At 67.2% G+C, this 15,725-nt stretch carries 1 pseudogene; it reads left to right on the forward strand.

The window, feature by feature from the left end:
- Positions 1 to 255: 255 nt before the first annotated feature.
- Positions 256 to 15,704: pseudogene (locus LE197_RS08380) on the forward strand (non-ribosomal peptide synthetase).
- The last annotated feature ends 21 nt before the right edge of the window (positions 15,705 to 15,725 follow it).

The raw sequence follows: 15,725 nt of genomic DNA on the forward strand, positions 1-15,725 counted from the left end.
CGTTCATCCATATAGGACGAATGAGGCCGGTAGAACCTGAAGGGGAAGATGAAAGCAAATGTTTCGCAGTTGCTTTCAGCCTGATGCCGGCGGCTTGTCCGAGGGCTTCCGTAAACGCCTGATGGCTATGCAAAAAAACCGATCGGCCAAGGTGCGACCGGAAGTCGCTGTCCGGTTAATTTTCACGATGTGTCGTCCGTTTCACATGAATGACCGAGCCCCGCGCTCGTTGCCCATGTGCACGGAAGAAGACCGATGAACGCAGAAGATTCCCTCAAGCTCGCCCGCCGCTTTATCGAACTACCCGTTGAGAAGCGTCGAGTCTTCCTCGAAACCCTGCGAGGGGAGGGAATCGATTTCTCGCTGTTCCCGATTCCGGCCGGCGTGTCTTCGGCCGAGCGCGACCGCCTGTCCTACGCCCAGCAGCGCATGTGGTTCCTCTGGCACCTGGAGCCACAGAGTGGCGCCTACAACCTGCCCAGCGCGGTGCGCCTGAACGGACCGCTGGATCGCCAGGCGCTGGAGCGCGCCTTCGCCAGCCTGGTGCAGCGTCATGAAACCCTGCGTACGGTGTTCCCGCGCGGCGCCGACGACAGCCTGGCGCAGGCGCCCCTGCAACGCCCGCTGGAGGTTGCCTTCGAGGATTGCAGCGGCCTGCCCGAGGCCGAGCAGGAAGCCCGCCTGCGCGAGGAGGCGCAGCGCGAGTCGTTGCAGCCGTTCGACCTGTGCGAGGGGCCGTTGCTGCGGGTCCGCCTGATCCGCCTGGGCGAGGAGCGGCATGTGCTGCTGTTGACCCTGCATCACATCGTGTCCGACGGCTGGTCGATGAACGTGCTGATCGAAGAATTCAGTCGTTTCTACAGTGCCTATGCGACTGGCGCGGAGCCCGGCCTGCCGGCCTTGCCGATCCAGTACGCCGATTACGCCCTGTGGCAGCGCAGCTGGCTGGAGGCCGGCGAGCAGGAGCGCCAGCTGGAGTACTGGCGCGGCAAGCTCGGCGAGCGGCATCCGGTCCTGGAGTTGCCGACCGACCACCCGCGTCCGGCGGTTCCCAGCTACCGTGGCAGCCGTTACGAGTTCAGCATCGAGCCGGCCCTGGCCGAGGCCCTGCGCGGCACCGCCCGACGCCAGGGGCTGACCCTGTTCATGCTGTTGCTCGGCGGCTTCAATATCCTCCTGCAACGCTATAGCGGGCAGACCGACCTGCGGGTCGGCGTCCCCATCGCCAACCGCAACCGCGCCGAGGTGGAAGGGCTGATAGGCCTGTTCGTCAACACCCAGGTGCTGCGCTCGGTATTCGACGGCCGCACGTCGGTGGCGACCCTGCTGGCCGGGCTCAAGGACACCGTGCTTGGCGCCCAGGCCCATCAGGATCTGCCGTTCGAACGCCTGGTCGAGGCGTTCAAGGTCGAGCGCAGCCTGAGCCACAGCCCGCTGTTCCAGGTGATGTACAACCACCAGCCGCTGGTGGCCGACATCGAGGCGCTGGACAGCGTGGCCGGCCTGAGCTTCGGCCAGCTCGACTGGAAGAGCCGTACCACCCAGTTCGACCTGAGCCTGGATACCTACGAGAAGGGCGGCCGCCTGTACGCCGCGCTGACCTACGCGACCGACCTGTTCGAGGCGCGGACCGTCGAGCGCATGGCGCGGCATTGGCAGAACCTGCTGCGCGGCATGCTGGAAAACCCGCAGGCCAGCGTCGACTCGCTGCCGATGCTCGATGCCGAGGAGCGCGGCCAGTTGCTGGAAGGCTGGAACGCCACTGCGGCCGAGTATCCGCTGCAACGCGGCGTGCACCGGTTGTTCGAGGAGCAGGTCGAGCGCACGCCGACGGCACCGGCGCTGGCCTTCGGCGAGGAACGCCTGGACTACGCCGAGCTGAACCGCCGGGCCAACCGCCTGGCGCATGTCCTGATCGAGCGCGGGGTCGGCGCGGACCGCCTGGTGGGCGTGGCCATGGAGCGTTCCATCGAGATGGTCGTGGCCCTGATGGCGATCCTCAAGGCCGGCGGCGCCTACGTGCCGGTGGACCCGGAGTATCCCGAGGAGCGCCAGGCCTACATGCTGGAGGACAGCGGTGTGCAGCTGCTGCTCAGCCAGTCGCACCTGAAGCTGCCGCTGGCGCAAGGCGTGCAGCGGATCGACCTGGACCAGGCCGATGCCTGGCTGGAAAACCATGCCGAGAACAATCCGGGGATCGAGCTGAACGGCGAGAATCTTGCCTATGTCATCTACACCTCCGGCTCCACCGGCAAGCCCAAGGGCGCCGGCAACCGCCATTCGGCGCTGAGCAACCGCTTGTGCTGGATGCAGCAGGCCTATGGGCTGGGCGTCGGCGACACGGTGTTGCAGAAGACCCCGTTCAGCTTCGACGTATCGGTCTGGGAGTTCTTCTGGCCGCTGATGAGCGGGGCGCGTTTGGTGGTGGCCGCGCCGGGCGACCATCGCGACCCGGCGAAGCTGGTGGCGCTGATCAACCGCGAAGGGGTCGATACGCTGCACTTCGTGCCGTCGATGCTGCAGGCGTTCCTGCAGGACGAAGACGTCGCCTCCTGCACCAGCCTGAAACGCATCGTTTGCAGCGGCGAGGCACTGCCAGCGGACGCCCAGCAGCAGGTGTTCGCCAAGCTGCCGCAGGCTGGCCTCTATAACCTCTATGGCCCGACCGAGGCGGCCATCGACGTGACTCACTGGAGCTGCGTGGAGGAGGGCAAGGACACGGTGCCGATCGGCCGGCCGATCGCCAACCTGGGCTGCTACATCCTCGATGGCAACCTGGAGCCGGTGCCGGTGGGCGTGCTCGGCGAGCTGTACCTGGCCGGGCAGGGCCTGGCCCGTGGCTACCACCAGCGTCCGGGGCTGACTGCCGAGCGTTTCGTCGCCAGCCCGTTCGTGGCTGGGGAGCGGATGTACCGCACCGGCGATTTGGCGCGCTACCGCGCCGATGGGGTGATCGAGTACGCCGGGCGGATCGACCATCAGGTGAAGCTGCGCGGCCTGCGCATCGAGCTGGGCGAGATCGAGGCGCGCCTGCTGGAGCATCCGTGGGTGCGCGAGGCGGCGGTGCTGGCGGTGGACGGCAAGCAGTTGGTCGGCTACGTGGTGCTGGAGAGCGAGGGCGGCGACTGGCGCGAAGCGCTGGCCGCGCACCTGGCGGCGAGCCTGCCGGAATACATGGTGCCGGCGCAGTGGCTGGCGCTGGAGCGGATGCCGCTGAGTCCGAACGGCAAGCTGGATCGCAAGGCGCTACCGGCGCCTGAAGTAAGCGTGGCGCAGGCAGGCTACAGCGCACCGCGCAACGCAGTGGAGCGAACCCTGGCGGAAATCTGGCAGGACCTGCTGGGCGTCGAGCGGGTCGGCCTGGACGACAACTTCTTCAGCCTCGGCGGCGACTCGATCGTCTCGATCCAGGTGGTCAGTCGAGCGCGCCAGGCCGGATTGCAACTGAGCCCGCGCGACCTGTTCCAGCACCAGAACATCCGCAGCCTGGCCCTGGCGGCCAAGGCGGGTGCGGCGACGACGGAACAGGGGCCGGCAAGCGGCGAGGTGGCGCTGGCGCCGGTACAGCGCTGGTTCTTCGAGCGGGCGATTCCCAACCGCCAGCACTGGAACCAGTCTCTCTTGTGGCAGGCGCGCCAGCCGCTCGACGGCGACCGGCTGGGGCGTGCTCTGGAACGCCTGCAGGCGCAGCACGATGCCCTGCGCCTGCGTTTCCGCGAAGAGCGCGGCGCCTGGCACCAGGCCTACGCCGAGCAGGCCGGCGAGCCGCTGTGGCGCCGGCAGGCGGGGTCCGAGGAGGCATTGCTGGCGCTTTGCGAAGAAGCCCAGCGCAGCCTCGACCTCGAACAGGGGCCGCTGCTGCGTGCGCTGCTGGTGGACATGCCCGACGGCAGCCAGCGCCTGCTGCTGGTCATCCACCACCTGGCGGTGGACGGGGTGTCCTGGCGTATCCTGCTGGAAGACCTGCAGCGTCTCTATGCCGACCTCGACGCCGATCTCGGGCCGCGTAGCAGTTCCTACCAGGCCTGGAGCCGGCACCTGCACGAACAGGCCGGCGCGCGCCTGGACGAACTCGACTACTGGCAGGCGCAACTGCACGACGCTCCGCATGCGCTGCCATGCGAAAACCCGCACGGAGCCCTGGAAAACCGCCATGAGCGCAAGCTCGTCCTGACCCTGGACGCCGAGCGTACCCGGCAGTTGCTGCAGGAAGCCCCGGCGGCCTACCGGACCCAGGTCAACGACCTGCTGCTGACCGCCCTGGCCCGCGCGACCTGCCGCTGGAGCGGCGACGCCAGCGTGCTGGTGCAGCTCGAAGGGCACGGCCGCGAGGACCTCGGCGAGGCCATCGACCTGAGCCGCACGGTGGGCTGGTTCACCAGCCTGTTCCCGCTGCGCCTGACCCCGGCCGCGGACCTCGGCGAGTCGCTGAAGGCGATCAAGGAGCAACTGCGCGGCGTGCCGGACAAGGGCGTCGGCTACGGCCTGCTGCGCTACCTGGCTGGAGAGGAGGCTGCGGCCCGCCTGGCCGCGCTGCCGCAGCCGCGGATCACCTTCAATTACCTGGGCCGGTTCGACCGTCAGTTCGATGGAGCGGCGCTGCTGGTACCGGCCACGGAAAGCGCCGGCGCCGCCCAGGATCCGTGCGCCCCGCTGGCCAACTGGTTGAGCATCGAAGGCCAGGTCTACGGCGGCGAGCTGAGCCTGCACTGGAGCTTCAGCCGGGAAATGTTCGCCGAGGCGACCGTCCAGCGCCTGGTTGATGACTACGCGCGGGAGCTGCACGCGCTGATCGAGCATTGTCTCGACCCGCGGCATCGGGGTGTGACGCCGTCGGACTTCCCGCTGGCCGGGCTTTCCCAGACGCAGCTCGATGAATTGTCCTTGGATCCTGATTCGGTGCGGGACATCTATCCGTTGTCGCCGATGCAGCAGGGCATGCTGTTTCACAGTCTTCATGGAACGGAAGGCGACTATGTCAACCAGTTGCGCATGGATATCGGCGGATTGGACCCGGATCGCTTCCGCGCAGCCTGGCAGGCCACCCTCGATGCCCATGAGATCCTGCGCAGCGGATTCCTCTGGAAGGACGGCTGGCCTCAGCCGTTGCAGGTGGTATTCGAGCAGGCGACGCTGGAGCTGCGGCTGGCCCCGCCAGGCAGTGATCCGCAACGGCAGGCAGAGGCTGAGCGCGAAGCCGGTTTCGACCCGGCCAGGGCGCCGTTGCAACGCTTGGTGTTGGTGCCGCTGGCGAATGGGCGGATGCACCTCATCTATACCTATCACCACATCCTGATGGATGGCTGGAGCAACGCCCAACTGCTCGCCGAGGTACTGCAGCGCTATGCGGGGCAGGAGGTAGCCGCTACCGTTGGGCGTTACCGCGACTACATCGGTTGGTTGCAGAGCCGCGATGCGATGGCAACCGAGTTCTTCTGGCGCGATCGGCTGGCCTCCCTGGAGATGCCGACACGCCTGGCGCGCCAGGCGAGGACGGAGCAGCCTGGCCAGGGTGAGCATCTGCGCGAACTGGATCCGCAGACGACCCGCCAACTGGCGTCCTTCGCCCAAGGTCAGAAGGTCACGCTCAACACCTTGGTGCAAGCGGCCTGGGCGCTGCTCCTGCAGCGGCACTGCGGGCAGGAGACGGTAGCCTTCGGCGCCACCGTGGCTGGACGGCCGGCGGAACTGCCAGGCATCGAGGCGCAGATCGGTCTGTTTATCAATACCCTGCCGGTGATCGCCGCGCCGCAGCCACAGCAGAGCGTCGCGGACTACCTGCAGGGGATGCAGGCGCTCAACCTGGCGCTGCGCGAACACGAGCATACGCCTCTGTACGACATCCAGCGCTGGGCCGGGCATGGCGGCGAGGCTCTGTTCGATAGCATCCTGGTGTTCGAGAACTTCCCCGTGGCCGAGGCTCTGCGCCAGGCTCCCGCCGATCTGGAGTTCTCCACGCCAAGCAACCACGAGCAGACCAACTACCCCCTGACGCTGGGTGTCACCCTGGGTGAGCGCCTGAGCCTGCAGTACGTCTATGCGCGGCGCGATTTCGACGCAGCGGACATCGCCGAACTGGACCGTCACCTGCTGCATCTGCTGCAACGGATGGCCGAGACCCCCCAGGCAGCGCTGGGCGAGCTGGCCCTGCTCGACGCCGGGGAACGCCAGGAGGCGCTGCGGGATTGGCAGGCACCGCTCGAGGCGCTGCCGCGGGGCGGCGTCGCGGCGGCCTTCGCGCATCAGGTAGCGTTGGCGCCTGAGGCGATTGCGCTGGTATGTGGCGACGAGTATCTCAGCTATGCCGAACTGGATATGCGCGCCGAGCGTCTGGCGCGTGGCCTGCGGGCGCGCGGCGTGGCCGCGGAAGCGCTGGTGGCGATCGCTGCCGAGCGCTCCTTCGACCTGGTCGTCGGCCTGCTGGGCATCCTCAAGGCCGGTGCCGGCTACCTGCCGCTGGATCCGAACTACCCCGCGGAGCGCCTGGCGTACATGTTGCGCGACAGCGGCGCGCGCTGGCTGATCTGCCAGGAAACCCTGGCGGAGCGGCTGCCCTGCCCGGCAGAGGTCGAGCGGCTGCCGCTGGAGACCGCCGCCTGGCCGGCGAGTGCAGATACGCGGCCGCTGCCGGAGGTAGCTGGCGAGACGCTGGCCTACGTGATCTATACGTCCGGCTCGACCGGCCAGCCAAAAGGAGTGGCGGTCAGCCAGGCGGCGCTCGTCTCGCACTGCCAGGCGGCAGCACGGACCTACGGCGTCGGCCCTGGCGACTGCCAATTGCAGTTCGCCTCGATCAGTTTCGATGCCGCTGCCGAACAACTCTTCGTACCCCTGCTGGCAGGAGCCCGGGTCCTGCTCGGCGACGCCGGACAGTGGAGCGCGCAACATCTGGCGGATGAGGTGGAGCGGCACGCGGTGACTATCCTCGATCTACCGCCGGCTTATCTTCAGCAACAGGCGGAGGAGTTGCGCCACGCCGGCCGCCGGATCGCGGTACGCGCCTGTATCCTCGGCGGCGAAGCCTGGGACGCCAGCCTGCTGACCCAGCAGGCGGTGCAGGCTGAAGCCTGGTTCAACGCCTACGGTCCCACCGAGGCGGTGATCACTCCGCTGGCCTGGCACTGTCGGACGCAAGAGGGCGGTGCTCCCGCTATCGGCCGCGCGCTCGGTGCGCGCCGGGCCTGCATACTGGACGCAGCCCTGCAGCCATGTGCGCCGGGGATGATCGGCGAGCTGTACATCGGCGGCCAGTGCCTGGCTCGTGGCTACCTGGGCCGCCCCGGCCAGACCGCCGAGCGTTTCGTGGCCGATCCGTTCTCAGGTTCGGGCGAGCGCCTGTATCGCACCGGGGACCTGGCGCGTTATCGCGTCGACGGTCAGGTCGAATATCTCGGCCGGGCCGATCAGCAGATCAAGATCCGCGGTTTCCGCATCGAGATCGGCGAAATCGAGAGCCAACTGCTTGCACACCCGTATGTGGCGGAAGCAGCGGTCGTGGCGCTGGATGGCGTCGGTGGTCCGCTGCTGGCGGCCTACCTGGTGGGGCGTGACGCTATGCGGGGTGAGGACCTCCTGGCGGAGCTGCGCACCTGGCTGTCCGGACGCTTGCCTGCGTACATGCAACCGACGGCTTGGCAGGTGCTGTCCAGCTTGCCGCTGAACGCCAACGGCAAGCTGGATCGCAAGGCGCTGCCGAAGCTGGACGCGGCTGCCCGCCGCCAGGCCGGAGAGCCTCCGCGGGAGGGGCTCGAACGTTCGGTCGCAGCGATCTGGGAGGCGCTGCTCGGTGTCGAGGGCATCGCCCGCGACGAGCACTTCTTCGAACTCGGCGGTCACTCCCTCAGCGCCACCCGGGTGGTCTCGCGCCTGCGCCAGGATCTGGAGCTGGACGTACCCTTGCGCATCCTGTTCGAGCGGCCGGTCCTGGCAGACTTCGCCGCTTCCCTGGAGTCCCAGGCGGCGAGCGCTGCCCCTGTGCTGCAAGTATTGCCGCGAGTCGCCGAGTTGCCTTTGTCGCATGCTCAGCAACGCATGTGGTTCCTTTGGAAACTGGAGCCTGAAAGCGCGGCCTATCATCTCCCCAGCGTACTGCACGTGCGTGGCGTCCTGGACCGGGCGGCGTTGCAGCAGGCCTTCGATTGGCTGGTGCTGCGCCACGAGACCTTGCGCACCCGCTTCGAGGAGGTCGACGGTCAGGCGCGCCAGACGATCCTGGCGAACATGCCGTTGCGCATTGTCCTGGAGGATTGCGCCGGGGCGAGCGAAGCAACGTTGCGCCAGCGGGTGGCCGAGGAAATCCGCCAGCCATTCGACCTGGCTCGTGGGCCGCTGCTGCGCGTGCGTCTGCTGGCGCTGGCTGGGCAGGAGCATGTGTTGGTCATCACCCAGCACCATATCGTGTCCGACGGTTGGTCGATGCAGGTGATGGTCGACGAACTGCTCCAGGCCTATGCCGCGGCGCGGCGCGGCGAACAACCGACGCTGGCGCCATTGACGCTGCAGTACGCCGACTATGCTGCCTGGCATCGCGCCTGGCTGGACAGCGGCGAGGGCGCGCGGCAGCTGGATTACTGGCGTGAGCGCCTGGGCGCCGAGCAGCCGGTCCTGGAACTGCCCGCCGACCGGGTGCGCCCGGCCCAGGCCAGCGGACGCGGGCAGCGTCTGGACATGGCGCTGCCGGTGTCATTATCGGAGGAGCTGCTGGCCTGCGCCCGGCGGGAGGGTGTCACCCCGTTCATGCTTCTGTTGGCCTCGTTCCAGGTGCTGTTGAAGCGCTATAGCGGGCAGTCGGACATTCGCGTCGGGGTACCTATCGCCAACCGCAACCGCGCCGAGGTCGAGCGCCTGATCGGCTTCTTCGTCAATACCCAGGTGCTGCGTTGCCAGGTCGATGCTGGCCTGGCTTTCCGCGATCTACTGGGCCGCGTGCGCGAGGCGGCGCTGGGCGCGCAGGCGCACCAGGATCTGCCGTTCGAGCAATTGGTCGATGCCTTGCAGCCCGAACGCAATCTCAGCCACAGCCCGTTGTTCCAGGTGATGTATAACCACCAGAGCGGCGAGCGGCAGGATGCCCAAGTCGATGGTTTGCACATCGAGAGTTTTGCCTGGGACGGTGCTGCCGCACAGTTCGACCTTGCCCTCGATACCTGGGAAACCCCGGACGGCCTTGGGGCGGCGCTGACCTACGCAACCGACTTGTTCGAGGCGCGGACCGTCGAGCGCATGGCGCGGCATTGGCAGAACCTGCTGCGCGGCATGCTGGAGAACCCGCAGGCCAGCGTCGACTCGCTGCCGATGCTCGATGCCGAGGAGCGCGGCCAGTTGCTGGAAGGCTGGAACGCCACTGCGGCCGAGTACCCGCTGCAACGCGGCGTGCACCGGTTGTTCGAGGAGCAGGTCGAGCGCACGCCGACGGCGCCGGCGCTGGCCTTCGGCGAGGAGCGCCTGGACTACGCCGAGCTGAACCGCCGGGCCAACCGCCTGGCGCATGCCCTGATCGAGCGCGGGGTCGGTGCGGACCGCCTGGTGGGCGTGGCCATGGAGCGTTCCATCGAGATGGTCGTGGCCCTGATGGCGATCCTCAAGGCCGGCGGCGCCTACGTGCCGGTGGACCCGGAATATCCCGAGGAGCGCCAGGCCTACATGCTGGAGGACAGCGGTGTGCAGCTGCTGCTCAGCCAGTCGCACCTGAAGCTGCCGCTGGCGCAAGGCGTGCAGCGGATCGACCTGGATCGCGGTGCGCCCTGGTTCGAGGATTACAGTGAGGCGAACCCGGATATTCATCTCGATGGCGAGAACCTCGCCTATGTCATCTACACCTCCGGCTCCACCGGCAAGCCCAAGGGTGCTGGCAACCGCCATTCGGCGCTGAGCAACCGCTTGTGCTGGATGCAGCAGGCCTATGGGCTGGGCGTCGGCGACACGGTGTTGCAGAAGACCCCGTTCAGCTTCGACGTGTCGGTCTGGGAGTTCTTCTGGCCGCTGATGAGCGGGGCGCGTTTGGTGGTGGCCGCGCCGGGCGACCATCGCGACCCGGCGAAGCTGGTGGCGCTGATCAACCGCGAAGGGGTCGACACGCTGCACTTCGTGCCGTCGATGCTGCAGGCGTTCCTGCAGGATGAAGACGTCGCCTCCTGCACCAGCCTGAAACGCATCGTTTGCAGCGGCGAGGCACTGCCAGCGGACGCGCAGCAGCAGGTGTTCGCCAAGCTGCCGCAGGCTGGCCTCTATAACCTCTATGGCCCGACCGAGGCGGCCATCGACGCCACCCACTGGACCTGCGTGGAGGAGGGCAAGGACGCGGTGCCGATCGGCCGGCCGATCGCCAACCTGGGCTGCTACATCCTCGATGGCAACCTGGAGCCGGTGCCGGTGGGCGTGCTCGGCGAGCTGTACCTGGCCGGGCAGGGCCTGGCCCGTGGCTACCACCAGCGTCCGGGGCTGACTGCCGAGCGTTTCGTCGCCAGCCCGTTCGTGGCTGGGGAACGGATGTACCGCACCGGCGATTTGGCACGCTACCGCGCCGACGGGGTGATCGAGTACGCCGGGCGGATCGACCACCAGGTGAAGCTGCGCGGCCTGCGCATCGAGCTGGGCGAGATCGAGGCGCGCCTGCTGGAGCATCCGTGGGTGCGCGAGGCGGCGGTGCTGGCGGTGGACGGCAAGCAGTTGGTCGGCTACGTGGTGCTGGAGAGCGAGGGCGGCGACTGGCGCGAAGCCCTGGCCGCGCACCTGGCGGCGAGCCTGCCGGAATACATGGTGCCGGCGCAGTGGCTGGCGCTGGAGCGGATGCCGCTGAGTCCGAACGGCAAGCTGGATCGCAAGGCGTTGCCGCGACCGCAAGCTGCTGCGGGGCAGACGCATGTTGCGCCGCAGAATGAAATGGAGCGACGTATCGCGGCCGTCTGGGCGGACGTGCTGAAGCTGGAGGAGGTGGGCGCCACCGACAACTTCTTTGCCCTGGGTGGCGATTCCATCGTTTCGATCCAGGTGGTGAGTCGATGCCGTGCGGCGGGCATCCAGTTCACTCCGAAGGACCTGTTCCAACAACAGACCGTACAGGGGCTGGCGCGAGTCGCCCGCGTAGGGGCTGCGGTGCAAATGGAGCAGGGGCCTGTGAGCGGCGAGACGGTATTGTTGCCGTTCCAGCGGTTGTTCTTCGAACAGCCGATTCCCAATCGCCAGCACTGGAACCAGTCATTGCTGTTGAAGCCGCGCGAGGCCCTGAATGCGAAGGCACTCGAAGCGGCCTTGCAGGCCCTGGTCGAACATCACGACGCATTGCGTCTGCGCTTCCATGAAACGGACGGAACCTGGCATGCCGAACATGCCGAAGCAACGCTGGGCGGTGCGCTGCTCTGGCGTGCCGAGGCGGTGGACCGACAAGCGCTGGAGTCGCTCTGCGAGGAGTCGCAGCGCAGCCTGGACCTGGCCGACGGCCCACTGTTGCGGAGCCTGTTGGTGGATATGGCCGACGGCGGCCAGCGTCTGTTGTTGGTGATCCACCATCTGGTGGTGGACGGGGTGTCCTGGCGCATTCTGCTGGAGGATTTGCAAAGGGCTTACCAGCAGAGCCTCCGTGGGGAAGCTCCGCGGCTGCCTGGCAAGACCAGCCCGTTCAAGGCCTGGGCCGGCCGAGTGAGCGAGCATGCCCGTGGTGAGTCGATGAAGGCGCAGTTGCAGTTTTGGCGCGAGCTGCTGGAAGGTGCGCCGGCCGAGCTTCCGTGCGAGCATCCGCAAGGCGCTCTGGAGCAGCGTTTCGCTACCTCCGTGCAGAGTCGCTTCGACCGCAGCTTGACCGAACGCCTGCTGAAGCAGGCGCCGGCAGCCTACCGGACCCAGGTCAACGATCTTCTGCTGACCGCCCTGGCGCGAGTGGTCTGCCGTTGGAGCGGCGCCTCTTCAAGCCTGGTACAGCTGGAAGGGCATGGGCGCGAGGAGCTGTTCGCCGATATCGACCTGAGTCGCACCGTGGGTTGGTTCACCAGTTTGTTCCCGGTGCGCCTGAGCCCGGTCGCGGATCTTGGCGAGTCCCTGAAGGCGATCAAGGAACAGTTGCGTGCGATTCCCGACAAGGGCCTGGGTTATGGCTTGCTGCGCTATCTGGCTGGAGAGGAAAGTGCCCGGGTCCTGGCGGGGTTGCCGCAGGCGCGGATCACTTTCAATTACCTGGGCCAGTTCGACGCTCAGTTCGACGAGATGGCTCTGCTGGACCCGGCTGGCGAAAGCGCGGGGGCAGAGATGGACCCCGGCGCTCCGCTGGACAACTGGCTGAGTCTCAATGGCCGGGTGTTCGACGGTGAACTGAGTATCGACTGGAGCTTCAGCTCGCAGATGTTCGGCGAGGACCAGGTGCGTCGCCTGGCCGATGACTATGTGGCTGAGCTGACGGCGCTGGTCGACTTCTGCTGCGATTCGCCACGGCATGGCGCGACGCCTTCCGATTTCCCGCTGGCGGGGTTGGACCAGGCGCGTCTGGATGCCCTGCCGGTCGCGCTGGAAGAGGTCGAGGACATCTATCCGCTGTCACCCATGCAGCAGGGCATGCTGTTCCATTCGCTGTACGAGCAGGCATCGAGCGACTACATCAATCAGATGCGTGTGGATGTGTCCGGCCTCGATATCCCGCGCTTCCGCGCAGCCTGGCAGTCCGCCCTGGACCGGCACGCGATCCTGCGCAGTGGTTTCGCCTGGCAGGGGGAGCTGCAGCAGCCCTTGCAGATCGTCTATCGACAGCGCCAGTTGCCCTTCGCCGAAGAGGACCTGAGCCAGGCGGCGAATCGGGACGCCGCGCTGCTCGCGCTGGCTGCGGCCGAGCGTGAACGCGGTTTCGAACTGCAGCGTGCGCCACTGTTGCGGCTGCTGTTGGTGAAGACTGCCGAAGGTGAGCACCACCTGATCTACACCCATCATCACATCCTGCTGGACGGATGGAGCAATGCCCAGTTGCTCAGCGAGGTGCTGGAGTCCTATGCCGGACGCTCGCCGGAGCAGCCCCGGGATGGCCGCTATAGCGACTACATCGCCTGGTTGCAGCGGCAGGACGCGGCAGCTACCGAGGCATTCTGGCGCGAGCAGATGGCGGCTCTGGACGAGCCGACGCGATTGGTCGAGGCACTGGCTCAGCCGGGACTGACATCGGACAACGGCGTCGGAGAGCACCTGCGTGAGGTGGACGCAACGGCTACCGCGCGGCTCCGGGATTTCGCCCGGCGTCACCAGGTCACTCTCAATACCCTGGTCCAGGCGGGCTGGGCGCTGCTCCTGCAACGCTATACCGGACAACACACCGTGGTCTTCGGCGCCACCGTCTCCGGGCGTCCTGCCGATCTGCCGGGTGTCGAGAATCAGGTCGGGTTGTTCATCAATACCTTGCCGGTGGTGGTAACGCTGGCTCCACAGATGACCCTCGACGAACTGCTGCAGGGGCTGCAACGGCAGAACCTGGCGTTGCGCGAACAGGAGCACACGCCTCTGTTCGAACTGCAGCGCTGGGCGGGGTTCGGCGGCGAGGCGGTTTTCGACAACCTGTTGGTGTTCGAAAACTACCCGGTGGACGAGGTGCTCGAACGGTCCTCCGCTGGAGGCGTGCGTTTCGGTGCCGTAGCGATGCACGAGCAGACCAACTATCCGCTGGCCCTGGCGCTGGGTGGCGGGGATAGCTTGTCACTGCAATTCAGCTACGATCGCGGACTGTTCCCGGCCGCTACGATCGAGCGCCTGGGTCGCCACCTGACGACTCTGCTGGAGGCATTCGCCGAACATCCGCAGCGACGTCTGGTCGATCTGCAGATGCTCGAGAAGGCGGAGCTTAGCGCTATCGGCGCTATCTGGAACCGCAGCGACTCGGGCTATCCGGCAACGCCGTTGGTACACCAGCGAGTTGCCGAGCGGGCGCGTATGGCGCCGGATGCGGTGGCGGTGATCTTCGACGAGGAAAAGCTCACCTACGCCGAACTGGATAGCCGGGCCAACCGCCTGGCCCATGCGTTGATCGCCCGAGGCGTCGGCCCCGAGGTGCGGGTGGCGATCGCCATGCAGCGCAGCGCGGAGATCATGGTGGCGTTCCTGGCGGTACTGAAGGCCGGCGGCGCCTACGTGCCGCTGGACATCGAATACCCGCGCGAGCGCCTGCTGTACATGATGCAGGACAGTCGCGCGCACCTGCTGCTGACCCATAGCCACCTGCTGGAGCGTCTGCCGATCCCCGAGGGGTTGTCCTGCCTGTCCGTGGATCGCGAGGAGGAGTGGGCCGGCTTCCCGCCCATGATCCAGAGGTGGCGCTGCACGGCGACAACCTGGCCTATGTGATCTACACCTCCGGCTCCACCGGCATGCCCAAGGGCGTGGCGGTGTCCCACGGTCCGCTGATCGCCCATATCGTGGCTACCGGCGAGCGCTACGAGATGACCCCGGAGGACTGCGAGCTGCACTTCATGTCGTTCGCCTTCGACGGTTCCCACGAAGGCTGGATGCACCCGTTGATCAACGGCGCGCGGGTGCTGATCCGCGACGACAGCCTGTGGCTGCCGGAACGGACCTACGCCGAGATGCATCGCCACGGGGTAACGGTGGGAGTGTTCCCGCCGGTGTACCTGCAGCAACTGGCCGAGCATGCCGCGCGCGACGGCAATCCGCCGCCGGTACGGGTCTACTGCTTCGGCGGCGACGCGGTGGCGCAGGCCAGCTATGACCTGGCGTGGCGGGCGTTGAAGCCGAAGTACCTGTTCAATGGCTACGGCCCGACCGAGACGGTGGTGACGCCGCTGCTGTGGAAAGCGCGGGCGGGCGATGCCTGCGGCGCGGCCTACATGCCGATCGGTACGCTGCTGGGCAACCGTAGCGGCTACATCCTCGACGGGCAGTTGAACCTGCTGCCGGTAGGCGTGGCGGGCGAACTGTACCTGGGCGGGGAAGGGGTGGCGCGTGGCTACCTGGAGCGTCCGGCGCTGACCGCCGAGCGTTTCGTGCCGGATCCCTTTGGCGCTCCGGGCAGCCGGCTGTACCGCAGCGGCGACCTGACCCGCGGGCGTGCGGATGGGGTGGTGGACTACCTCGGACGGGTGGACCACCAGGTGAAGATCCGAGGCTTCCGCATCGAACTGGGAGAGATCGAGGCGCGCCTGCGCGAGCATCCGGCGGTGCGCGAGGCGGTGGTGGTGGCCCAGCCGGGCGCGGTGGGCCAGCAGTTGGTGGGCTACGTGGTGGCGCAGGCGCCGGCGGTCGCGGATTCGCCGGAAGCGCAGGCGGAGTGCCGGGCGCAGTTGAAGACGGCGCTGCGCGAGCGCCTGCCGGAATACATGGTGCCGTCGCACCTGTTGTTCCTGGCGCGGATGCCGCTGACGCCGAACGGCAAGCTGGACCGCAAGGGCCTGCCGCAGCCGGATGCGAGCCTGTTGCAGCAGGTCTACGTGGCGCCGCGAAGCGATCTGGAGCAACAGGTCGCGGGGATCTGGGCGGAGGTCCTGCAATTGCAACAGGTCGGGCTCGACGACAACTTCTTCGAGCTTGGCGGCCACTCGTTGCTGGCGATCCAGGTGACTGCCCGGATGCAGAGCGAGGTCGGCGTGGAGCTGCCGCTGGCGGCGCTGTTCCAGACCGAGTCGCTGCAAGCCTATGCCGAGCTTGCCGCGGCGCAGACTTCCAGCAATGACACCGATTTCGATGACCTTCGTGAATTCATGAGCGAACTAGAGGCGATCTGACCCATGCTTTCCAATCCAAAT

The sequence above is a fragment of the Pseudomonas sp. PS1(2021) genome, from assembly GCF_020405165.1.
GTDB lineage: Bacteria > Pseudomonadota > Gammaproteobacteria > Pseudomonadales > Pseudomonadaceae > Pseudomonas > Pseudomonas aeruginosa.